The 21,216-nt window shown below is 69.0% G+C and carries 20 protein-coding genes; 8 read left to right on the top strand and 12 right to left on the bottom strand.

The window, feature by feature from the left end; genetic code table 11:
• Nucleotides 1-19 precede the first annotated feature (19 nt).
• Genes paaD through paaA form a run of 4 tightly spaced genes read right to left on the bottom strand, consistent with a single transcriptional unit; the run spans nucleotide 20 to nucleotide 2,718 of the window.
• On the bottom strand, nucleotides 20-523 hold the full coding sequence (gene paaD, locus C6I20_RS12945) for a 1,2-phenylacetyl-CoA epoxidase subunit PaaD (protein WP_118396488.1): 504 nt from the start codon (nucleotides 521-523) through the stop codon (nucleotides 20-22).
• Nucleotides 517-1,458 carry a 1,2-phenylacetyl-CoA epoxidase subunit PaaC gene (gene paaC, locus C6I20_RS12950; protein WP_118396490.1) on the bottom strand — a complete coding sequence of 314 codons (942 nt, stop codon included), beginning with the start codon at nucleotides 1,456-1,458 and terminating at the stop codon, nucleotides 517-519. The genes paaD and paaC overlap by 7 nt, the downstream gene beginning before the upstream one ends.
• A gap of 13 nt (nucleotides 1,459-1,471) precedes the next feature.
• Nucleotides 1,472-1,768 (bottom strand): 1,2-phenylacetyl-CoA epoxidase subunit PaaB, encoded by a 297-nt coding sequence (gene paaB, locus C6I20_RS12955; protein WP_118396492.1) that lies wholly within the window; start codon nucleotides 1,766-1,768, stop codon nucleotides 1,472-1,474.
• Nucleotides 1,765-2,718 carry a 1,2-phenylacetyl-CoA epoxidase subunit PaaA gene (gene paaA / locus C6I20_RS12960; protein WP_254052139.1) on the bottom strand — a complete coding sequence of 318 codons (954 nt, stop codon included), beginning with the start codon at nucleotides 2,716-2,718 and terminating at the stop codon, nucleotides 1,765-1,767. Before paaA ends, paaB begins: the two co-directional genes overlap by 4 nt.
• Nucleotides 2,719-2,817: 99 nt before the next feature.
• Between paaA and paaZ the strand changes: the two genes are divergently transcribed.
• Nucleotides 2,818-4,854 carry a phenylacetic acid degradation bifunctional protein PaaZ gene (gene paaZ, locus C6I20_RS12965; protein WP_118396494.1) on the top strand — a complete coding sequence of 679 codons (2,037 nt, stop codon included), beginning with the start codon at nucleotides 2,818-2,820 and terminating at the stop codon, nucleotides 4,852-4,854.
• A 9-nt stretch (nucleotides 4,855-4,863) separates the two neighbouring features.
• Here the strand turns inward: paaZ and paaK are convergent, their stop codons facing one another.
• The 5 genes from paaK to pdhA are packed head-to-tail and all read right to left on the bottom strand — an operon-like array spanning nucleotide 4,864 to nucleotide 10,614.
• Nucleotides 4,864-6,162, bottom strand: a complete 1,299-nt coding sequence (paaK, locus tag C6I20_RS12970; protein ID WP_118396496.1) for a phenylacetate--CoA ligase PaaK — start codon at nucleotides 6,160-6,162, stop codon at nucleotides 4,864-4,866.
• Nucleotides 6,159-7,220 carry a Glu/Leu/Phe/Val dehydrogenase dimerization domain-containing protein gene (locus tag C6I20_RS12975; protein WP_118396498.1) on the bottom strand — a complete coding sequence of 354 codons (1,062 nt, stop codon included), beginning with the start codon at nucleotides 7,218-7,220 and terminating at the stop codon, nucleotides 6,159-6,161. The genes paaK and C6I20_RS12975 overlap by 4 nt, the downstream gene beginning before the upstream one ends.
• A gap of 12 nt (nucleotides 7,221-7,232) precedes the next feature.
• Complete coding sequence (locus tag C6I20_RS12980) at nucleotides 7,233-8,543, bottom strand: dihydrolipoamide acetyltransferase family protein (protein WP_118396500.1); 1,311 nt, start codon at nucleotides 8,541-8,543, stop codon at nucleotides 7,233-7,235.
• The gene (locus tag C6I20_RS12985) at nucleotides 8,540-9,529 is read right to left on the bottom strand and encodes an alpha-ketoacid dehydrogenase subunit beta (RefSeq protein ID WP_118396501.1); all 990 of its coding nucleotides are present in this window, start codon (nucleotides 9,527-9,529) and stop codon (nucleotides 8,540-8,542) included. Before C6I20_RS12985 ends, C6I20_RS12980 begins: the two co-directional genes overlap by 4 nt.
• Nucleotides 9,529-10,614 carry a pyruvate dehydrogenase (acetyl-transferring) E1 component subunit alpha gene (gene pdhA / locus C6I20_RS12990; protein ID WP_118396503.1) on the bottom strand — a complete coding sequence of 362 codons (1,086 nt, stop codon included), beginning with the start codon at nucleotides 10,612-10,614 and terminating at the stop codon, nucleotides 9,529-9,531. The genes C6I20_RS12985 and pdhA overlap by 1 nt, the downstream gene beginning before the upstream one ends.
• 162 nt (nucleotides 10,615-10,776) lie before the next feature.
• On the opposite strand from pdhA, the gene C6I20_RS12995 reads away from it, so the two are divergent.
• Entirely contained in the window at nucleotides 10,777-11,229 is a 453-nt protein-coding gene (locus C6I20_RS12995; protein ID WP_118396505.1) for an Lrp/AsnC family transcriptional regulator, read from the top strand.
• A 10-nt stretch (nucleotides 11,230-11,239) separates the two neighbouring features.
• On the opposite strand, the gene C6I20_RS13000 is transcribed toward C6I20_RS12995, so the two are convergent.
• Nucleotides 11,240-12,703: a cellulase family glycosylhydrolase gene (locus C6I20_RS13000; protein WP_162891319.1), complete on the bottom strand. Its 1,464-nt coding sequence runs from the start codon at nucleotides 12,701-12,703 to the stop codon at nucleotides 11,240-11,242.
• Between the two features lie 92 nt (nucleotides 12,704-12,795).
• Between C6I20_RS13000 and C6I20_RS13005 the strand changes: the two genes are divergently transcribed.
• Nucleotides 12,796-13,371, top strand: coding sequence for a TetR/AcrR family transcriptional regulator (locus C6I20_RS13005; RefSeq protein WP_118396509.1), 576 nt, complete (start codon nucleotides 12,796-12,798; stop codon nucleotides 13,369-13,371).
• Complete coding sequence (locus C6I20_RS13010; RefSeq protein ID WP_118396511.1) at nucleotides 13,368-14,678, top strand: NAD(P)/FAD-dependent oxidoreductase; 1,311 nt, start codon at nucleotides 13,368-13,370, stop codon at nucleotides 14,676-14,678. Before C6I20_RS13005 ends, C6I20_RS13010 begins: the two co-directional genes overlap by 4 nt.
• On the opposite strand, the gene C6I20_RS13015 is transcribed toward C6I20_RS13010, so the two are convergent.
• Nucleotides 14,659-15,510, bottom strand: coding sequence for a bile acid:sodium symporter family protein (locus tag C6I20_RS13015; protein WP_118396513.1), 852 nt, complete (start codon nucleotides 15,508-15,510; stop codon nucleotides 14,659-14,661). The genes C6I20_RS13010 and C6I20_RS13015 overlap by 20 nt on opposite strands.
• A 62-nt stretch (nucleotides 15,511-15,572) precedes the next feature.
• Here C6I20_RS13015 and C6I20_RS13020 point away from each other — a divergent pair, with 62 nt between their 5' ends.
• Entirely contained in the window at nucleotides 15,573-16,130 is a 558-nt protein-coding gene (locus C6I20_RS13020) for a TetR/AcrR family transcriptional regulator (protein ID WP_118396515.1), read from the top strand.
• 1 nt (nucleotide 16,131) lies between these two features.
• On the opposite strand, the gene C6I20_RS13025 is transcribed toward C6I20_RS13020, so the two are convergent.
• Nucleotides 16,132-17,958, bottom strand: coding sequence for a VWA domain-containing protein (locus tag C6I20_RS13025; RefSeq protein WP_162891320.1), 1,827 nt, complete (start codon nucleotides 17,956-17,958; stop codon nucleotides 16,132-16,134).
• 179 nt (nucleotides 17,959-18,137) lie between these two features.
• Between C6I20_RS13025 and C6I20_RS13030 the strand changes: the two genes are divergently transcribed.
• Genes C6I20_RS13030 through C6I20_RS13040 form a run of 3 tightly spaced genes read left to right on the top strand, consistent with a single transcriptional unit; the run spans nucleotide 18,138 to nucleotide 21,216 of the window.
• A complete protein-coding gene (locus C6I20_RS13030) occupies nucleotides 18,138-18,920 on the top strand; it encodes a hypothetical protein (RefSeq protein WP_118396519.1) in 783 nt (260 codons plus the stop codon).
• Complete coding sequence (cpaB, locus tag C6I20_RS13035) at nucleotides 18,917-19,639, top strand: Flp pilus assembly protein CpaB (RefSeq protein ID WP_118396521.1); 723 nt, start codon at nucleotides 18,917-18,919, stop codon at nucleotides 19,637-19,639. Before C6I20_RS13030 ends, cpaB begins: the two co-directional genes overlap by 4 nt.
• Nucleotides 19,636-21,216, top strand: coding sequence for an AAA family ATPase (locus C6I20_RS13040; RefSeq protein ID WP_118396523.1), 1,581 nt, complete (start codon nucleotides 19,636-19,638; stop codon nucleotides 21,214-21,216). The genes cpaB and C6I20_RS13040 overlap by 4 nt, the downstream gene beginning before the upstream one ends.

Raw genomic sequence — 21,216 nt, forward strand, 5'->3', positions numbered from 1 at the left:
GGTGTGCCGATCGAAACCATCAGATCTCCTTGACGTGCTCGAAGGGCTCGAGGCACGCCGTGCAGCGGTAGAGCGCCTTGCAGGCCGTGGGACCGAACTCCGAGGTCAGCTCGACATCTGCTGAGGCACAGCGCGGGCAGGTCAGTGCGCGACGGGTCGCCCGGAGCGACAGGACGACCGGACCGTCGTGGCGTGGTGCCGGGCCGGGCGCCGACAGGCCATGGGCACTGAGCGCCCGCCGCCCGCGCTCGGTGATCCAGTCGCTGGACCAGGCCGGGTTCAGGCTCACGCGTACGTCGACCCGGTCGAATCCGTGGTCGCGCAACGCGTGCACGAGATCGTCACGCATCGTGGCCATCGCAGGGCAGCCCGAGTAGGTCGGCGTGATCGTCACGACGACCGTGCGCTGGTCGACCACCTCGACGTCTCGGAGCACTCCGAGGTCCTCGAGAGTCAGCATCGGCATCTCCGGGTCGGTCACCGCTGCGACAACTTCCCGCGCCGCGGCCATGCCCTTCACCATGAGCCCATCGGGTGCGCGCGGGCCACGACCTGCAGCTCGGCGAGCAGCCGGCTGAACGCCTCGGTGTGGAGCCCGTCGCGTCCCGTCTCGCCCCGCACGCCGGCCAGGGGTCCGACCTCGGGTCGGTCGACACCGCTGGCCGAGAAGACCTGTTCGAGCAGCACGTCGACCTCGTCCGCGACGCTCGCCGGGTCGACGCCGACGCCCGCGTCGGCGACGGAGCGCTCGACCGGGTGGGTCGTGAAGAGCTCGGCCAGCAGCGGCCAGATGGCGACGAGTCCCTCGACCACGCGGCGACGTGACTCCTCGGTGCCCTGCGCAAGCGTCAGGAACCAGCGGGCGGCGTAGTCACGGTGATAGGTCATCTCCTTGACCCCCTTGACCGCGACGGCCGAGAGCACGTGGTCCCGGCTGGCCGCAAGGCGTTGGAACAACGCGAGCCGCCAGGTCGAGAACAGCAGCAGTCGGGCCATCGTCATCGCGAAGTCACCGTTGTCGGCCTCGACCATTCGCACGTTGCGGAAGTCGCGGTCGCCCCGGAAGTAGGCGAGTGCGTCCTCGGCCGGCACCGGTGAGCGCTCGGGCAGGACCGGGACGACAGAGGGGTCGGCCGCCGCGGCCCGGGCGAGCAGGAGTCGGGCCTGGCCCAGCAGGTCCAGCGCGATGTTGGCCAGCGCGATGTCCTCCTCGAGGTCGGGCGCGTTGCTGCACCACTGCGACAGGCGCTGTGACATCACCAGGGCGTCGTCGGCGAGCATCAGGCAGTAGACCGCCAGGTCGTGCCGGTCGACACCATCGGGCACGGTTGTGTCGACGCCGGCCAACGGGTCCTCGAAGTCGGTGCCGAACGCCCACTGCGAGTCGTCACCGCCAAGCAACCCGTCGTACACCGAGTCGTGGTCGGAGACGTGGCTCGGATCAGGTGTGTGATTCATGGTCAGCTCCCGATCACATGTGGGGGACGTCGTCGGGGATGTCGTAGAACGTCGGGTGGCGATAGACCTTGTCGCCACTCGGCGCGAACAGCGGGTCCTTCTCGTCGGGACTCGACGCCGTGACGGCATCCGAACGTACGACCCAGATGCTGACGCCCTCGTTGCGGCGGGTGTAGACATCGCGCGCGTGCCGCACCGCCATGTCGTCGTCGGCGGCGTGCAGCGAGCCGACGTGCACGTGGTTGAGGCCACGCTTGCCGCGGACGAACACCTCGTACAACGGCCACTCGGCCTGGACTCCCTGGCTCATGCGCGCGTCCCTTCGGTCCGTGCCGCGAAGGCCATCGCGGCCTCACGCACCCAGGCGCCGTCGTCCCACGCCTTCTTGCGGTGGGCGATGCGTTGGGCGTTGCACGGCCCGTTGCCGCTGATGACGTCCTTGAACTCGTCCCAGTCCGGCTGGCCGAAGTCGTGCGACTGGCGTTCCTCGTTCCAGCGGAGATCGGGGTCGGGGAGCGTGACGCCGAGCGCCTTGGCCTGCGGCACGGTCATGTCGACCATGCGCTGGCGCAGATCGTCGTTGGTGTTGCGCTTGATGCCCCACGCCATCGACTGGGCCGTGTTGGGCGAGTCGTCGTCGGGCGGACCGAACATCATCAGCGCCGGCCACCAGAACCGGTCGACCGACTCCTGCACCATGGCGCGCTGCTCGTCGGTGCCGCGCATCATCGTGGCCAGCAGCTCATAGCCCTGCCGCTGGTGGAACGACTCCTCCTTGCAGACCCGGATCATCGCGCGACCGTACGGCCCGTACGAGGTGCGGCACAGCGGCACCTGGTTGCAGATCGCGGCGCCGTCGACGAGCCAGCCGATCGTACCGACGTCGGCGTACGACAGCGCCGGATAGTTGAAGATCGAGGAGTACTTCTGCCGCCCGGAGATCAGCATCTCGGTCAGCTCGTTGCGGGAGACGCCGAGCGTCTCGCACGCCGAGTAGAGGTAGAGCCCGTGACCCGCCTCGTCCTGCACCTTGGCCAGCAGGATCGCCTTGCGTCGCAGCGACGGTGCACGGGTGATCCAGCCCCCCTCGGGCTGCATCCCGATGATCTCCGAGTGAGCGTGCTGGGCAACCTGGCGAACGACGGTCTTGCGGTACGCCTCGGGCATCCAGTCGCGCGGCTCGATCCGATCGTGCTGCTCGATCGTGGACTCGAAGGACGCCTGCAACGCTCTCGTGTCCATCTCGGGGGCCAGGGTCATGTCGCCTCCAGCTTTCTCGTCCGCAACCATTTACTGACCGAACGGTCTGTAATAGTCTTGCACGCGACATCGCGATCGCGCAACGAAAGGCAACGACCCATGAGTGCACACCTCCAGAGCTACGCGGCTGGATCGTGGTTCCGCGCCACCGACGAGGGCCCCCCCCTCCTCGACGCCACCACGGGCGAGGAGGTCGCCCGCGTCTCGGCGACCGGCCTTGATCTCGCGGCGATGGTCGATCACGCGCGCACGGTCGGCGGACCGGCAGTCCGCGCGCTGACGTTCCATCAGCGCGCCTCGATCCTCAAGGCCGTCGCCAAGCACCTCGGCGAGCACAAGGACGAGCTCTACGCGCTGTCGGCCCGTACGGGAGCCACGCTGCGCGACTCGCAGGTCGACATCGACGGCGGCATCGGCACGATGTTCAGCTATGCCGGCAAGGGCACCCGCGAGCTGCCCAACGACACCCTGATCCTCGACGGAGGCACCGAGCAGCTGGGCAGGACCGGGGTCTTCCTCGGCCAGCACGTGTGGACGTCACGCCCCGGTGTCGCGGTGCAGATCAACGCCTTCAACTTCCCGGTCTGGGGCATGCTCGAGAAGCTGGCACCGGCCTTCCTCGCCGGACTCCCCACGATCGTCAAGCCGGCCAGCCAGACCGCGTACCTGACCGAGCTCACGGTACGACACATCATCGACTCGGGACTGATGCCCGAGGGCTCGTTGCAGCTGCTGTGCGGCAGCCCCGAGGGCCTGCTCGACCAGCTCGGCGCCCAGGACTCCATCGCGTTCACCGGCTCGGCCGCGACCGGCGCGATGTTGCGCCAGCACCCCGCGGTGCTGCACGGCGGCGTGCAGCTCGGCGTCGAGGCCGACTCGCTCAACTGCTCGATCCTCGGCCCCGACGTCACGGCCGACGATCCCGAGCTCGACCTGTTCGTCAAGGGAGTCGTCGCCGAGATGACGGTCAAGGCCGGGCAGAAGTGCACCGCGATCCGCCGCGCGATCGTGCCCGCCGCGATCGCTGACGAGGTCATCGCCGCGATCAGCGGCAGGCTGGCCCAGATCACGGTCGGCAACCCGACCAGTGAGGGCGTACGCATCGGCGCCCTGGCGAGCCTGGGCCAGCGCGACGAGGTGCGCAAGGCCGTCCAGACCCTCCGCGGTTCTGCCGAGATCGTGTTCGGCGACCCCGACCACGTCGACGTCGTCGACGCCGACGCGGAGACCGGCGCCTTCATGTCCCCGATCCTCCTGCGCGCCGCAGCCGGCGCGTCCGAACCGCACGACGTCGAGCCGTTCGGTCCGGTCAGCACCGTGCTGACGTACGACACCATCGACGAGGCCGTCGCGCTGGCGGCCCGCGGTCAGGGATCGCTCGTCGGATCGCTCGTCACGCACGATCCGGAGGTCGCCCGCGCCATCACCGTGGGGCTCGCGCCGTGGCACGGCCGCATCCTGGTGCTGGACCGCGACGCCGCGCCGGAGTCCACCGGACATGGCTCGCCCCTCCCGGTGCTGGTGCACGGCGGGCCCGGCCGGGCCGGTGGTGGCGAGGAGCTCGGTGGCATCCGTGGGGTCCTGCACCACATGCAGCGCACCGCGATCCAGGCCTCACCTGACATGCTCACCGCGATCACCGGGCAGTGGATCAAGGGCTCGGTGCAGCGTGTCGACGACCAGCACCCCTTCCGCAAGAGCCTGGCCGAGCTGCGGATCGGCGACACGATCCGCTCGGCGTCACGCACCGTGACGCTGGCGGACATCTCGCACTTCGCGGAGTTCACCGGCGACACGTTCTACGCCCACACCGATCCCGTGGCGGCGGCTGCCAATCCGCTGTTCGGCGGAATCGTCGCACATGGCTACCTCGTCGTCTCGATCGCCGCAGGCCTGTTCGTCGAGCCCAACCCCGGTCCGGTCCTGGCCAACTTCGGCGTCGACAACCTGCGCTTCCTGACCCCGGTCAAGGCCGACGACACGATCGACGTGACGCTGACGGTCAAGCAGATCACGCCCCGCAACAGCGCCGACTACGGCGAGGTCCGCTGGGATGCCGTCGTCACCAACGCGGAAGGCAAGCCTGTTGCGACGTACGACGTCCTGACCCTCGTCTCGAAGACCCTCCCGGAGTGACCCCGCCCCTCAACGGGTGGGGCGCTGGTCGAGGATCCGGCGCATCTTGCCGACCGATCGCTCGATGACCGCCGGCGCCACCACCTCGACGTCGATGCTGACGCCGATCCTGCTCTTGACGAGTCTCCGTACGCGCTCACCGGTCGCCTGCGCGACGTCGGTCGGCACGCCTTCGCGGTGCTCGACGCGCACCGTCATCGAGTCGAGCGTCCCGGTGCGGGACAGGACGCACTGGAAGTGCGGCGACAGCTCAGCCGTCGCAAGCAGGATCTCCTCGATCTGCGTCGGGAACAGGTTGACCCCGCGCAGGATGATCATGTCGTCGCTGCGGCCCGTGATCTTCTCGATCCGGCGCATCGTGCGAGCCGTGCCCGGGAGCAGGCGGGTCAGGTCGCGAGTGCGATAGCGGATGATCGGCATCGCCTGCTTGGTCAGCGAGGTGAAGACAAGCTCGCCCTCCTCGCCGTCGGGGAGCACAGCCCCGGTGTACGGGTCGACGATCTCGGGATAGAAGTGGTCCTCCCACACGTGCAGGCCGTCCTTGGTCTCGACGCACTCCTGCGCGACGCCCGGGCCCATCACCTCGGACAGGCCGTAGATGTCGACCGCGTCGATGCCGAGCCGCTCCTCCATGTCGCAACGCATGTGGTTGGTCCACGGCTCGGCGCCGAAGATGCCGACCCTCAGCGACGTCGAGCGCGGGTCGACGCCCTGGCGCACCATCTCATCGACGATCGCGAGCATGTACGACGGCGTCACCATGATGATCTCGGGCTCGAAGTCCACGATCAGCCGCACCTGTCGTTCGGTCATGCCACCCGAGACAGGCACGACGGTGCAGCCCAGCTTCTCGGCGCCGGCATGCGCGCCCAGCCCACCGGTGAACAACCCGTACCCGTACGCGTTGTGCAGCATCTGGCCCGGCCGACCTCCCGCGGCGCGGATGCTGCGCGCCATCACCGTCGCCCAGGTCTCGAGGTCTTCGCGGGTGTACCCGACCACAGTCGGCTGCCCCGTCGTGCCCGACGAGGCATGAATGCGCGAGACCTGCTCCCGTGGCACCGCGAACATGCCGAACGGGTAGTTGTCGCGCAGATCGGCCTTGGTCGTGAACGGCAGCTTCCCCAGGTCGGACAGCTCGCGGACGTCGTCAGGATGCACCCCCGCGCCGTCCAGGGCCTGTCGATAGTGCGGCACGTGGTCGTACGCATGGCGGACCGACCAGCGCAGCCGCTCCAGCTGCAGTGCACGCAGCTCGTCGATGGAGGCGGTCTCGATCTGCTCCAGCCCGTTGTCGGCAGCCGTCATCGCGGCGACCCGCCCGCTGCAAGGCGCGCAGCTGCGAGGTCGAGCGCAGCCTGCTCGCTGCTGATGCCGCCAGCGCGGGCCGTGCCGAAGACGTCGTCGAGGGTCGCACCGATCCCATCGATGTGCGCGGCCACCTCCTCGGTGGACCAGCCCAGGACCTCGCGGCCGACCAGGTGGATCGCACCACCGGAGTTGGCGATGAAGTCCGGAGCGTAGACGATGCCGCGCCGGGCCAGATCGTCGCCGACGGCGGGGTCGGTCAGCACGTTGTTGGCAGCACCGGCCACGACCGCCGTGCGGATCGCCGCGGCCACCCCGGCATCGATGAGCCCGCCCATCGCGCACGGCACGAAGACGTCCGAGGGGGTGTCCAGCACCTCGGCCGGATCGACGATCGATGCACCCAGCCGGACAGCGCGGGCACAGCGCTCTTCGTCGACGTCGGCGGCGATCAGCTCGGCCCCGTCCTTGCGGGCGAGCTGCAGCACGTCCATGCCGACCGCGCCAAGGCCCTGGATCAGGATCCGGCGTCCCTCGAAGGAGTGGATGCCGGCCTCGGCCGCGGCATGCTGCATCGCGACGTAGACGCCCTGGGCTGTCGACGGCGCGCTCGACCCCGGACCTCCGGCCGACTCGGAGCGGCCGAACGCGAAACCGGACTCGGCATGCAGCACGTCCATGTCGGCCGAGCTGGTGCCCACGTCCGGCCCCGTCCAGTAGCTGCCGTTGAGCGTCGCGAGGTTCTCCGCGTGGATCGACAGGATCCGCCGCCAGAGCACGTCGTCGATCTCGTCGCGCGGCGCGGGCAGCGCGATGACCGACTTGCCACCGCCCATCGGCAGATCGGCCGCCGCCATCTTGAGCGTCATGGCGCCGGCCAGCCGCTGCGCGTCGGCGATCGCATCGGCGTACGACCCGTAGTGGCGGGCCCGGGTGCCCCCCGCGGCCGGGCCCCGGCTCCGCGAGTGCAGCGCGATGACGAAGAAGGCACCGGTCTCGCGGTCGTACCGTGCGGAGCACAACGCCCCGTCCCAGGAGGTGAGGACATCGACGGTCATGGGTCGTCCTTTCTAGAGGTGGGCGATGGCCGAGCCGGGTGACTCGATCGCGTCGGCGACGACCCGCATGAAGCCGGCAGCGGTCCCGCCGTCGCACACCCGGTGGTCGAACACGAAGGACATCTGGGCGATCTTGCGGACAGCGAGCTCGCCGTCGACGACCCAGGCCCGGTCGATGACGCGACCGAAGCCGAGGATCGCGACCTGCGGGTGGTTGATGATCGCGGCGCTGCCGTCGACGTTGAATCCGCCGTAGTTGTTGATGGTGAACGTGCCGCCGGTGAGCTCGGCCTGCGTCGCCCGACCGTCGCGAGCTGCTGCGGTGAGCCGGCGGATCTCACCGTCGAGCTCCATCGTGGTCAGCAGGTGCGCGTCGAGCACCGACGGCGCGAGCAGTCCGCGATCGGTCTGGACCGCGAGGCCCAGGTTGATCCCGGCGTACTGCACGAGCTCGTCGTTGACGGTGTCGACCTCGCCGTTGAGCTCGGGATGGGCACGCAGGCCGGCCACCGTGAAGCGGGCCAGATAGGCCAGCAGCCCGGGCACCGACTTGCCGGCCGCCTGGGCTGCCGCGCGAATCGCGAACAGCTCGGTGAAGTCGACGTCCACCCACACCGTCGCCTCCGGGATCTCGCTCCGGCTGCGTGACAGTGCGGTTGAGACCGCCTTGCGAAATCCGGTCAGCGGGATGCGCTGAGCGACGTCCAGCCCGGTGCGTTCGCTGCGGTTCGTACGCTCGGTGCTGTCAGCACCGGCCGCGTCGATCGCAGCCTCCACATCGCGCCGGGTGACCAGCCCGTCGGTGCCGGTGCCGGTGATCTCGCGGACAGAAAGACCTGCCTCGCGGGCGCGACGACGGACCAGCGGGGAGGTGACCCGGGCGACGGGTTGCCCTCCCGTGGCAGCGATCCCCTGGGTCGCGGCCACGGGAGGGCTGGACTCGATGGCGCGGGGACGCCGGCGGCGGCCACTGCCGGCGCTCTCGGGTGTTCCGTAGCCGATCAGCACGTTGCCCGATCCGGCTCGTTCCTCCTCGCGATGGCGCTCTCCCGCATCGGCAGGGATGGACGACTCATGGCTACCAGCGGCGTCGATCGAGATCAGCGGGCGGCCCACATCGATCGCGGCGCCCTGCTCACCGTGCAGCTCGCTGACCCGACCGGCGTACGGCGACGGGACCTCCACGATCGACTTGGCGGTCTCGACCTCGACGACCGGCTGGTCGACGACGACGACGTCGCCGACCGCGACGAGCCAGCGGACGACCTCGGCCTCGGTCAGCCCCTCACCGAGGTCCGGCAGGGTGAAGATCTGGGTGCTCATCGGTCGTCCCACTGCAGGGTGTCGACGGCGTCCAGGATGCGGTCAACGCTGGGCAGGTGGAAGTGCTCGAGCTTCGGCGGGGGGAACGGGATGTCGAATCCCGTGACCCGACGGACCGGCGCTGCCAGGTGGTGGAAGCAGCGCTCGGTGACCCGCGCGACGATCTCCGACGACACGCTCGCGAAGCCAGCTGCCTCGGCGACCACGACGGCACGCCCCGTCGACCGCACTGCGGCGCAGACTGTCTCGTCGTCGAACGGCACGAGGGACCGCACGTCCACGACCTGCAGGCTGCGTCCTTCCGAGGCTGCGACGTCGGCGGCTTCCAGCGCGATCGGCACCGAGGTGCCGTAGGCGATCAGGGTCGCGTCGGTGCCCTCGCGACGCACGACCGCGCGCCCTATGCCCGGCTGCGGCTCGTCGAGATCGACCTCGTCCTTGCTGAAGTAGAGTTTCTTGGGTTCGAGCACCACGACCGGATCCGGCGACGCGATCGCCTCACGCATCAGGGTGTACGCGTCGGCGACCGTCGCGGGCGCGACGACCGTCAGACCCGGGGTGTGGACGTAGTAGGCCTCGGACGAGTCGCAGTGGTGCTCGACGCCCCCGATCCCCCCCGCGTACGGGATGCGGATCGTGATCGGCATCCCGACGGTTCCCCGGGTGCGGTTGCGCATCTTGGCGACGTGGCTGACGACCTGCTCGAAGGCGGGGTAGGCGAATGCGTCGAACTGCATCTCGACGACCGGCCGCATGCCGTTCATCGCCAGCCCGACGGCCATGCCCATGATCCCGGCCTCGGCGAGCGGTGTGTCGAAGCACCGCGCCTCGCCGAACTGCTCGGTCAGGCCGTCCGTGATCCGGAAGACGCCGCCGAGCGCGCCGACGTCCTCACCGAACATCAGCACCGAGTCGTCGGCTGCCATCGCATCGCGCAGCGCGTGGTTGAACGCCTGGGCCATCGTGATCTTGGTGTGCTCGGCCATCAGCGGGCCTCCTCCCGGGTCAGCTCTTCGGCAAGGAACGCCGCCTGCTCCACGAGCTGCGGGGTCGGCGTCGCGTAGACGTGGGCAAACAGGTCGTCGGGGTTCGGCTCGACATCGGTCATCAGGCCGCCGCGCATCGCTGCCGCAACCTCCTCGGCCTTGCCGGCGAACTCGGCCATCCGCTCCTCGCCGAGGAGATCGCGCTGCGTGAGGTACGCCTGGCTGCGCCGCAGCGGGTCACGGTCCTGCCATGCCTCGACCTCAGCGTCAGGGCGGTAGCGCGTCGCGTCATCGGCGTTGGTGTGCGCCTGCATCCGGTAGGTGTGAGCTTCGACGAGCTGCGGGCCGCCCCCGGCTCGCGCCGACTCGACCGCCTCGCCCAGCACCGAGAGGAGTGCGGCGACGTCATTACCGTCGACCCGCTCGCCCGGGATGCCATAGCCGATCCCCTTGTGCGCCAGCGACGGTGCGACGCTCTGCCGAGCCAGCGGCACCGAGATGGCGTACTCGTTGTTCTGCACGAAGAACACCGCCGGGGCCCGGAACACCGCAGCGAAGTTGAGCGCCTCATGGAAGTCACCCTCGCTGGTCGCTCCGTCTCCGCACATCGCCATCACGACGGTGTCCTCGCCGCGGAGAGTTGCCGCGTGCGCGACCCCGACCGCGTGCACGAGCTGGGTCGCCAACGGCGTCGCCTGGGGAGCAACCTTCGTGGCCACCGGGTCGTAGCCCGAGTGCCAGTCGCCCTTGAGCAGCACCAGCGCGCCAACCGGATCGACGCCGCGAGCCACGATCGAGACCGTGTCGCGGTACGTCGGGAACAACCAGTCGTGCTCGCCGAGCACCAGCGCAGCAGCCACCTCGCAGGCCTCCTGGCCGTGCGAGGACGGATAGACCGCGAGCCGGCCCTGCCGCACCAGCGCGTAGGCCTGATCGTTGATGCGCCGGCCGACGACCAGCGCCTCGTGCGCGCGGAGCATGTCCTCGTCGCTCGGAAAGGCGTGACCGGTGTCATCGGTCCGCGTCCCGTCCGGGTCGAGCAGGCGGACCGGCTGGTCGGACGGCAAGAGGTCGCGATGCGGCACGTGGGGACACCCTTCGGTACAAGCTGCTGTTCACAGAACAGTGCGCCTGAGGGCCAACCGAGGGCAACAGCTGGCAGATTGTCGAGAAAATGTCTCGACACACGCCGGTGTAGCCTGCCATTCATCCACCATGACGTGTGTCACACGGGAAGCGAGAGACAGATGGCCGGAGCTGAGATCGACGACATCGACATCCAGATCCTGGACGCCCTCGAGGCCGATGGTCGGCTCTCGATGCGCCAGCTCGCCGAACAGGTCCACATCTCCCGGGCCAACGCCTACGCCCGGGTCGAGCGGCTCACCCGGTCAGGGATCATCACGGGCTACACCGCTCTCGTCGACCAGGTCGCGCGCGGGCTCGGCACCTCGGCATACCTCACGATGAACGTGCGCCAGACCGACTGGCGCGAGATCCACAGGCAGCTGCGCGCGCTACCCGGCATCGAGCACATTGCGCTCGTCGGCGGCGAGTTCGACGTCGTCATGCTGGTGCGCGCCCGGGACAACTCCGATCTCCGCCGACTCGTGCTCGACGAGATCCAGGGAATCCCGGGCGTGCTGAGCACCCGCACGCTGCTGGTGTTCGAGGAGTCGCTCCCGTCCCGTCAGCCGTGACCGGACGCGACTACCGCGGGACCACCGTCACGCTCACCGTGGACGGAGTGCCGACCTGAGCGAGGACGAGGGTCGGGGCATTCGCGGCCGAGACGACCTTGGCGCCCGAGACCCTGACCTCGTAGCCGCGCGGGTACTGCACGGCCGGCGTGGCGACCGTGGTGCGTGCGCCTGCGCCGAACACGCCTCCGCCCACCTTGCGCGGCGTCCACGAGAACGTGAACCGGCTGGTCGAGCGATCGAACCGGTACGCCCCCGGCGTGCCGGCGACCGCCTTCGGGTGCGCGACGGCGATCGAGCGGAGCACATCAATCGCGACGTTCGCGCCGGTCGGCGCGATCGCCGGGTCGAGGACAATGGCCTGGTCATCGGCAGGCCTCGCGCCGGTTGGGTCGTTGCAGCCGCAGTAGGCCCAGTACATCCAACCGATCTGGTGCTTCGCCGCCTGGTCCACGACAGCGGTGTTGATGTCGGTGTTGGTCGTCCCGCCGAACTCGGTCAGCAGGGGCAGGACCTGACGTTGCTTCGCATGGGCCGCCGCGTTGGCGAAGACCAGACCGTCCATCGCGGCGCAGTCCAGGCCGTAGCTGCCGAGCAGCCCCCGACCGAGGAAGGTCGCCGTGAGGCAGTACGTGTGGAACGAGAAGCCGAGCTCGGCCCCCCGGGGAGCCACGTGGGTCCTGATGCCGTTGTTGAACAGCGCATACGGCTCGTAGAACGTCACGGTCCGCTGGTCGACGGCCCGGATCTTGTCGATGACGCGCTGGGAGAACCGCGTCAGCGCAGCGTCCTGGATCGGGCAGCCGATCGGCAGCGCACACATCGCATAGCCGGTGCCGGGCCACGGCTCGTTGAACAGATCGAAGGACATGACGCCGGCGGTGTCGGCGAAGTACTCCGCAACGTGACCCCATGCGGCTGCGTACCGGTCCTGGAGGCCCACACCGCCCGGGCCCTTCCGGTTGGCCCAGAAGTTGTCGTACGCACGGTTGAGCGCGAACATCGCGAGATAGTTCTTGTTGAAGCCCAGCTTGGGCTCGGCCGGGAGCCCGTCGTCCTGGACCGCCCAGTCCGGCGCACCCTCGCCCTCGAAGCGCTCGTTGAACATGTCCTGGTGGAAGTCCAGCATCGTGCTCACACCATGACGTTCCAGCGTCTGCACCGTCTCGCGGATCCGAGCCAGGTAGGCATCGTCGTATTGTCCCGGCGCCGGCTCGACGGCCTTCCAGATGACGCCGAGTCGCACCGAGTCGAGACCGTTCGCAGCGAGGAACGCTGCATCGTCGTCCCCGAACCCCGTGGCATCAGGCGCGTAGGAGCCCAGCTTGTTGACCATGTTGACGCCGTGCACGACGAGTGCGCGACCTGAGGGGTCGACGAGCCAGGTGCCCTCCGTGCTCGGTCGGTCCGTCACGGCCTGCGCGGCCGACGGAATCGACACCACCATGCCGGCCACCAGTGCGACAGTCGTCATCCACCTGATCATCAGCGTGCTCCTCGATCTCGTTGTGCGTGACACTCTGACATAAGTTGTCACATTGCCACAAGGCCTCGTAGGATGTGCCCATGTCACCCAGCACGACTCCCGACCGCATCGACGAGTATCTGGATGCGGCGCGCGCCTGCATCCTGGATGTCGGCATTCGGCGCACGACACTGACCGACGTCGCCCGGCGAGCTGGCGTTGCCCGCATGACGCTGTATCGCCGCTGGCCCGACATGCAGACGTTGATGGGCGACCTGATGACCCGCGAGTGGGTGCAGCTCGCCACGACCGCTGGCGCAACACCCGCACGGTTCGGGCCACAGGAGATCGCCGAGTCGGTCGTCCGGACGATCTCGGCCATTCGCGAGAACGCTCTGTTCCAGAAGATCGTGTCGGTCGACCCCGAGTTCCTGCTGCCGTACCTTCTGGTCCGTCGCGGACGGACCCACGATGCGATCGTGCAGGCCATCGCGGCCGCGGTCGAGCTGGGTCAGCGCGACGGCCTGGTCCGCGCGGGCGATGCTCGTGTGTTCGCGGTCGGCATCATCGTCGCCGCGCAGAGCCTTGTGGTGTCGGCTCAGATCATGTCCGACCTCGCCGACCAGGACACGCTCAACGGCGAGCTCGTGACGATGATCCAGAGGTACCTCGCATGAGCCGGTACGCCGTGGTCGGCTCGGGGCCCGCTGGAGCAGCCGCCGCGCATGCACTTGCCGCCGCCGGCCACGATGTTGTCGTGCTCGAGCAGGCCGACCGCATCGGCGGCCGCACGATCGGCTGGGATGCACCCGACGCGACGGTCGACTCCGGAGCAGGATTCTTCACGAACTTCTATCCGGTCCTCGACGGCCTCCTCGATGAGCTGGGTCTGCGGGAGGAGATCATCACGCTCGACCGGAGCAATGCGCTCGTGCGAGACAGCGAGATCGCGTCGCTCTCCCTGGGCTCGGTCGGCTCGTTCCTGCGCTTTCCATTCGTCGGACCGGCCGGCAAGGCGCGGATGGCGCGCGCCACTGTTGCGGCCTCGCTGCGCCGGCGAGGTCTCGACCTCAACGACCCGGCCAGCCTCGCCGCAACCGACGACCGATCGGTCGCCGCGCACGCACGGGCCACGGTCGGCGAGCAGGCCTACGAGAACCTGGTGCGGCCCAGCATCGAGCCGTTCTGGTACATCTCGTGCGAAGACGTGTCCCGGTCGATGTTCCTCGCTCTCCAGGCCCGAGCCGCGACTGCGCGGTTCTACACGTTGCGCCCGGGCATGCAGGCCATCGCCGAACGCCTGTGCGCCGGCCCGGGTATCGAGGTCCGCACCGCCCAGCGCGTCGATCGCATTGCGCGCGACGGCACCGGTGTCATCGCCGACGGCGAACGATTCGACGGGATCGTGGTCGCCACGACCAGCAGCGCCGCCGCCCGAATCGTCGACCCCGCGCTGCTCTCCGCCGAGCTGCGCGAGCACCTGGCCTCCCAGCAGTACGTGCCGCAGGTCCATGCATCCTTCCGGGTGGCGCACGAGGCCTGCCCCCCGCAGAGCGCGCTCTTCCCGGCCGGCCCCGGACATCACTCCGTCGCGGCAATCGCGTTCAACAGCCACAAGCGCCAAGGCACCCATCAGGACGGCGAGCTCGTGAGCGTCTTCCTGAGCGCCCGGGTCAGCGCCGACCTGGTCGACTCCGACCCGGCGACGATCTATCAGCACGCCTGGCGGCTGGGCCGCGAGCTGTGCCCCACACTGCCTCTCGTGGCTGAACCATTCGCCCACGTGGCGAGGCGGGAGGCCATCCCGGTCCACGCGGTCGGCCGATACCGCACCGTGGCGCAAGCCCTCACGACCCAGGCCGCTCCACTCGTGCTGGCGGGTGACCACCTCGCCACGGCCACGATCGACGGCGCACTGTCCTCCGGGCAGCGCGCCGCTCGTGCCCTGCTGCTCGAGCGATCGCCTAAGGCAACCGCCGGCTGATCCACATGCCCCAGAGTGCCGCGAACGCGAACATGAACAGCGAGTAGACCGCGGCCGGGATCGAGATCTCGGTGCTGTCGAGGACCTCGACCGCGACGTAGATCGCCAGGGTCGCATTGTGCACCCCGATCTCCATCGACGAGGCAATCGCTTGTCGGCCGACGATGCCGAAGGCCCGCGGAACGACGTAGCCGAGGACCAGACTGATGGCGCAGAACAGCGCCGCCGCCAGACCAACCTTCGCGAAGTAGTCGCCGATGTTCTCGCGCTGGTCCAGCAGGATGCCCAGGACCAGCACGGCGAGGATCACTGCAGAACCGATACGTACGGGCTTGTCCGCGCGCGAGGCGAACCCGGCGCGGTAAGACCGCACGAGCATGCCCCCAATCACCGGCAGCAGGACAATCGCGAACACCTCGACAACCTTGCGGAACTGCAACGAGACCGTGTCCTGACGGTCGTAGTACGCGATGGCCAGGTTGGTGATGATCGGCAAGGTCACGATCGCGACGATCGAGTTGATCGCGGTCAAGGTCACGTTGAGCGCGACATCCCCGCGGAACAGGTGGCTGAACAGGTTGGCGCTAGTGCCGCCCGGCGAGGCCGCGAGCAGGAGCAGGCCGATGCCGATCAGCGGCGGCAGGTCGAACAGCAGCACGATGCCGAAACAGATGATCGGCAGCAGCACCAGCTGGCAGGCGAGCGCCACGAAGACCGCACGCGGGTGCTGTCGGACGCGGCGGAAGTCCTCGATCGTCAATGAGAGGCCGAGGCCGAACATGATGATGCCGAGCGCGAGCGGGAGACCGACCGTGGTCAGCGGAGAATCCATGGCGACACACTAGGGCGTGCGAGGCCGGGACGACTGCAACCGAGGGGCTCTACGATCGTGCAATGGACCGCAAACCGGGCCGACCACGCCTCCTGAGTCTGGACGCCATCGTCGAGGCCGTGCTCGCGGACGGCATCTCCACCTTCAGCATGCCCTCGGTCGCAGCGCGACTGGGAGTCGCGCACTCGGGGCTCTATCGCTACGTCCACGACGGGGACGACCTCTTGGTCAGTGCGATCGAGCGGGCCGCACTGTCGGCTCATTGGCCCGAGGCGGACCTGCCGTGGCGCGACCTGCTGCGCGAGATCTCCCACACTGTGCAGAACGTCTGCGAGCGCTATCCCGGCTACGCCGTCGCCGCCTTGTCCCCGCCACGCTGGTCGACCAAGATGGTCGACCAGATCGGCCCCTACATCATTTCGTTGCAACGGCAGGGATTCACGATCGAGGATGCTTCGGTCGCGGTGACCCTCGCCGGCAATCTCGCCCTGACCACCTCGCTGGCCGGTGTGACCGCGGCACAACGCTCGACCGACATCCCCCGCGAGTCCAGCCTCGCCCAGCAGGCCCGGGTCCTCGACATCGTCCTCGACGGACTCGCCGGCCGACTGATCGCCTGACTCAGGCCTTCGCCTGACGGCTCAGCCTGCGCCGCAGGACTGCCAGGAGGATCCCCAGCAGGACAAGGGCTGCGAGCCCGAGCCCCACGATCAGCCCCGCCGAGAGTCCGGGCGAACCATCCGTGTCGGCCTTCTCGTCGGCGTTCTTCTTGGGCGGCGTCGCGAACTCAGGCGCGCCGGCCACGTCCCCGACCACGGCGACGCTCAACGTCAACGGGATCTCACCGATCTCCACGTCGTTCTTCGACGAGGTCGCCCGCACGCTCACCCCGCAGTAGACGTCGCCGGCCGAGTCCGACCCACGCAGGACCTTGTTGCGCGACTGCCTGTTGGCGTAGGCCAGGGCCGGGCTGGCCACGTGGAGGGTCAGGTCCTTCCCGGCGTAGACACCGTCGTCTCCCTTGCCGAGCACCTCGGTGACCTCGGTCCGGAACGGTCCATAGACGCGAGCCTGGGTTGCCCGCACATTGGCGCTGGAGACAGCTCCATCTGCCGCGCCGAGGGTCAGGTCACACACGGCCTGCTGCCCCCATCCGACGTCCCGGACCCGGTACATCAGGGTCTCGCCGGCGACGATCGTGTCGGAGTAACGACCCGCGTCCAGGGCCGGCGCGCCGGTGAAGCTCACGGACCCGAGCACGGGCGTGATCGGCCCGTTGTCGGCCGGTCCGGTGACGTCGCCGTAGCCCTGGGACGAAGACGATTCGGTCAGCTGCGCGCCATTCAGCACCTCTGGCTCGGTCCGCACCAGGATCTCCAGGGGCTTGACCCCCTCGACCTTCGGCGGCTGGACCGTGAGGACGTACGGACCGGCGCCGCAGTCGGCCTTCACCTTCGGGGTCACGAGCGTGTACGCGGCATAGGGCGCGCGGGTGTTGCCGACCCCCACGACCGACGCATCGCTCTCCGCACACCGTCGGCCATCGGCCGTCGTGACCGCGATCTCGAGCCGCTCGGACGCCGTCAGGTCGTCCGAGGTCGTGCGCGTCGAGACGCTCAGGTGAAGCGTGCCCTTGCCGGGATCGGGGACCGAGTAGTGCTCGACGCCGGAGTCGCCGATCGTGTCGAGCCACTGACCGTCGGTGATGGCGGCAGGCGCGGATGCGCTCGTGCCGCCCTCCACCGCGAGCCCGTTCTCGACGTACCCTCGGGCCGCGCGGACCGAGGCGCGCTTCAGCGTGGAGTCGAGGCGAGAGATGTCCTGGACGTCGTAGTAGGTCCCGCCACCGGCAGACGCGATGCAGGTGAGCTGGTCGCGTGCCTTCGCGTCGACCTGCAGGCCCACGACGTCAAGGTAGAAGTCGGTGCCCTGCTTGCGCAGGTCCCGCGCAACCTCGCACGGATCACCACCACAGTTCTCCTCCCCGTCGGAGACCAGCACGATGCTGCGTGGCCCCTTGTCGGGGAGATCCTTGAACGCCTGCTTGAGCGAATAGGCGATGGGGGTGTTGCCCAGGGGCCTGAGCTTCTTGACGCCGGCGGTGAGAGCCGGTCGGTCGACGGTGTCGACCGGCACCAGCAGTTCGGAGTCCTGACAGGACCCCTTGCCATCGGAGATCGTCGAGCCGTAGGCGCGCAGTCCGACTTTCGCGTCGGCGGGCACGGCCTTGATCACCGAGCGCAGGCCCGCCTGGGCCGCCTCCATCCGGGTGCGCCCGTCACCCGAAGACTCCTTCATCGATCCCGAGCCGTCGAGCACGAGCACGACGGAACCGCCACCCTGGCCGATCACCGAGTCCTCTGCTCCGACCGGCCCACCAGCGGCGATCCCCACCAACAGGACCCCAGCGGTCGACAGAGCAATCACCAACTGCTTTCCCCCGAGCATCCAGCCAGTCTGACACATCCGTCTGGACGCTTCCCTCCGTCAGCACGGACGGCTTCCGTGCGCTAGTGTCACCCTGACTCCTCTGGAGTCGCATGCCAGACCGACCACAGCGCATCGGCGTGCTGCTGTGATTCAAGGCCAGCCGGGGGGGGTGCAGTGTGAGCAGCCGCATTGTCTTGGTGACGCGATTGGCGTCGTCACTCGGCGTCTCGGGGACGCACGACCAGCTTGCGGTCGCCGACATCCGACACGCCGATGCCGTCGAGTCGGCCATCGCCGACCACCACCGCGGCGGCGAGTCGGTCGTCCTGACGGGTGCCCTGGAAGACGCCGAGGACCTGACCGTCATGGCCGCCCGTTCTAGGGTGCGCATCCCGGGTCTGCGGGTGGCGGTCGAGCCGCTGCCCGGCAACCCTCTGGCGCTCGCGATCATCTCCTCGTTGGCCGACGACGCGGACGGGGATTCCGCCTGGATGCACGCCGCGCTCGATGACCTGCGTCAGCGCACCTGGTCGGGCACGTGGCTCACCAAGCTCTCGCACCTGACCCGCCCCAACCCCACGGTGTGGCAGCAGATCGCATCCTGGCTGCCCGGCGCCGCCTTCCTCGCCGAGCACTCGCCGGCACCGTCCGTGACCACTGCGAAACGTGCACCTCTCAACGCCCTGCCCGCACGCCCCGGCACGGCGCTCCTGCACTCGCCGACGGACTCGTGGGTCGTGGAGGCTGTGCTCGAGTCGCTCGGCTCCACCTCGAGCACTCCCGTGGCACCCGCCCGAGACCTCATTGACTCCTACGGCACGAGCAGCGCCATCGAGTTCGTGGCCATCCCCGAGGACTTCCGGGAGGCCGCTACCAGGATCGCCGCGGAAGCCGTGGTCTGCACCGCGTGCGGGATGCGACACGCGCGTACCAGTTGCCCCTATTGCCGCATGACCATCACCTCAGGAGTGCTCTCGTGAATCCCCGTCAACGCCGCGGCGTCATCTTGATGGTGCTTGCCGGCCTGTGTGCCATCGCGCTGTTCTTCGTCTCGGTCAACTGGGTGGGCTCGGTCAACGCCAAGGTGTCGCCGCTGGTCAAGACCTACCGGGCGACCGACGCGATCCCGGCGTACTCGGTCATCGAGGCCGACGACGTCGAGACAGTCGAGGTCCCCGCGCGGTGGGTGTCCACAAGCGCAGCGGTTGACATCAAGTCCCTTGTCGGCGAACGAGTCGCCTTCAACGTCGACGAGGGTACTTACCTCAGCGATGACATGCTGCTCCCCCGGTCCTCCCTGAACGAGGACGAGCGCGAGATCGCGCTGACCGTCGACGCCAAGACCGGCATCGCGGGCCGGGTCCAGACCGGCGACTTCGTCGACGTGTACGCGGTGTTCACCAACAGCGAGGGCACCGGCGGCACGTCGCGGGTCCTCGTTCGGAACGTCCGAGTGGTCTCCGTGCGGGGTGTCGAGACGCAGACCGCTGGCAAGGGCGATTCGTTCGGCGAGGAGCAGATCATCCCCGTGACCCTGGCGCTCCAGCCCAAGGCCGCTCTGGCGGTGACCTACGCCGACGCGTTCGCGACCTCCGTCCGGCTGGTGGGCCTGCCACCCGGAGTCACCAGCAAGAACCGCTCGAACGAGCCCGAGTCCGTCAGTGGCACCGACCTTGCCCGGTCGGGGGGTGCGTCGTGAACATCCCCGTCGTGATCGTGGCCCCGAACCAGACGACAGGCCTGGAGGTGCGCTCCCAGGTCGACGAGGTCGACGGCTTCTACGTCGTCGACGTCGTGGACACGACAGCCCGGCTCCACGAGGTCATCCTGGACCGCCAGCCCCACATCGTGCTGATCCACGAGGGTGCAGGCCCCCTGCCCACGCCGCAAGCGGTGCGCGACATGCAGGCGCGGCACCCCGACGTTGCCGCCGTGGTGCTGACCGAGAAGTTCTCCCCTGAGGTCTTCACCGCCGCGATGGACGCCGGCGCCCGGGGCGTCCTGCAGTACCCGACTTCGCACGACAACCTTCAGCAACGGCTACCTGCCGTCGCCGACTGGGTCCGGCAGATGCGCAAGCACCTCTCATCGGGCGTCGCCGACGACGAGCTCGGGTCCCGGGGACGGCTCATCGCCGTGGCGGGCTCGAAGGGCGGAGTCGGGACCACGACCGTCGCAATCCATCTGGGTCACGACGCGGTCACGCGGGTTCCCGGCCGCAGCGTCTGCGTCGTCGATCTCGACCTCGACGGCGGCGACATCAGCGACTTCCTCGGGATCGAGCACCGGCTCGACATCTCCGACCTGGCCAAGGTGGCCGACGACCTGTCTACCCAGACCGTGGAATCTGCCGTGCACCGCAGCCCTTCGGGGCTGGCCGTGGTCCTGGCCCCCGACCGGGTCGAGGACATCGGTGAGGTCGCCGAACGTGAGGCGTTGCTGATCCTCGCCGCCCTCCGGCGGCATTTCGACCTCGTCATCGCGGACTGCGGATCGTCGATCAATCCGGCCACCGCAGCCGCCGTCGAGACTGCCGACGACGTCGTGCTCCTTACGACTCCCGACCTCCTCGCGCTGCGCGGCGCCCACCGGACGACCGAGACCTGGCGACGCATCGGGGCTCGGGAGATCGACCACGTCAAGATCCTGATCAACCGCTCAAGTCGCGACAGCGACATCCAGCCCGACACCGCATCGCGACTGCTGCCCAAGGACCCGTTGGAGATCGTGCTGCCAGAGTCCCTCAAGGTGTTGCAGCGGGGTGTCAACCTGCAGGACCCCGGCGAGATTCGGTCGGCAGGATGGTGGTCCCGCATCCAGGCCTTGGCCGGGGTCCTCGACACGGTGCCGGCAGCCGCACACCAGGCACCGAGCCCCCGAGCGGGTTCCGGCTTCCTGCGCCGCCGGGCAGCAGTCGCTGAGCCCGCGGAGGCGGGTCAGTCGACGGTCGAGTTCATCGGCGCCCTCGTGCCCGTCGGCCTCTTCATCCTGCTGCTGTGGCAGCTGGGCCTGTGGGGCGTGACGGCGGCCTACACGAGCCACGCTGCCGACGCGGCCGCCCGCGAGGCGGCCATCGTCTCGGGCACGTCCGGCGCGCAGGCCGCGGTGCAGGCCGAGGCCATGGAAGCCGTCCCGGGCTGGTTCAAGCGGCAGATCGCAGTCGATCTGCAGGCCAACCGGGTTGTCGTCCGGGGACGACTGGCGCTCCTGGCGCCCGGCGTCTCCACCGGCGTCACCTTGACATCGTCCGCGCCGATCCTCGACGAAGGGGAGTGA

Origin of the sequence: Aeromicrobium sp. A1-2, from assembly GCF_003443875.1 — a bacterium.
Taxonomy (GTDB): Bacteria; Actinomycetota; Actinomycetes; order Propionibacteriales; family Nocardioidaceae; genus Aeromicrobium.

Excerpts from the sequence above, each read along its gene's own strand:
- paaZ (WP_118396494.1), top strand. The coding sequence starts at position 2,818 with ATGAGTGCACACCTCCAGAGCTACGCGGCTGGATCGTGGTTCCGCGCC.
- C6I20_RS12975 (WP_118396498.1), bottom strand. The coding sequence starts at position 7,220 with ATGACCGTCGATGTCCTCACCTCCTGGGACGGGGCGTTGTGCTCCGCA.
- paaA (WP_254052139.1), bottom strand. The coding sequence starts at position 2,718 with ATGACCCTGGCCCCCGAGATGGACACGAGAGCGTTGCAGGCGTCCTTC.
- C6I20_RS13005 (WP_118396509.1), top strand. The coding sequence starts at position 12,796 with ATGTCACCCAGCACGACTCCCGACCGCATCGACGAGTATCTGGATGCG.
- C6I20_RS12985 (WP_118396501.1), bottom strand. The coding sequence starts at position 9,529 with ATGGCCGAGCACACCAAGATCACGATGGCCCAGGCGTTCAACCACGCG.
- paaD (WP_118396488.1), bottom strand. The coding sequence starts at position 523 with ATGGTGAAGGGCATGGCCGCGGCGCGGGAAGTTGTCGCAGCGGTGACC.
- C6I20_RS13010 (WP_118396511.1), top strand. The coding sequence starts at position 13,368 with ATGAGCCGGTACGCCGTGGTCGGCTCGGGGCCCGCTGGAGCAGCCGCC.
- C6I20_RS13000 (WP_162891319.1), bottom strand. The coding sequence starts at position 12,703 with ATGACGACTGTCGCACTGGTGGCCGGCATGGTGGTGTCGATTCCGTCG.
- paaC (WP_118396490.1), bottom strand. The coding sequence starts at position 1,458 with ATGAATCACACACCTGATCCGAGCCACGTCTCCGACCACGACTCGGTG.
- C6I20_RS12995 (WP_118396505.1), top strand. The coding sequence starts at position 10,777 with ATGGCCGGAGCTGAGATCGACGACATCGACATCCAGATCCTGGACGCC.
- C6I20_RS13020 (WP_118396515.1), top strand. The coding sequence starts at position 15,573 with ATGGACCGCAAACCGGGCCGACCACGCCTCCTGAGTCTGGACGCCATC.
- paaB (WP_118396492.1), bottom strand. The coding sequence starts at position 1,768 with ATGAGCCAGGGAGTCCAGGCCGAGTGGCCGTTGTACGAGGTGTTCGTC.
- C6I20_RS13025 (WP_162891320.1), bottom strand. The coding sequence starts at position 17,958 with ATGCTCGGGGGAAAGCAGTTGGTGATTGCTCTGTCGACCGCTGGGGTC.
- paaK (WP_118396496.1), bottom strand. The coding sequence starts at position 6,162 with ATGACGGCTGCCGACAACGGGCTGGAGCAGATCGAGACCGCCTCCATC.
- C6I20_RS12980 (WP_118396500.1), bottom strand. The coding sequence starts at position 8,543 with ATGAGCACCCAGATCTTCACCCTGCCGGACCTCGGTGAGGGGCTGACC.
- C6I20_RS13015 (WP_118396513.1), bottom strand. The coding sequence starts at position 15,510 with ATGGATTCTCCGCTGACCACGGTCGGTCTCCCGCTCGCGCTCGGCATC.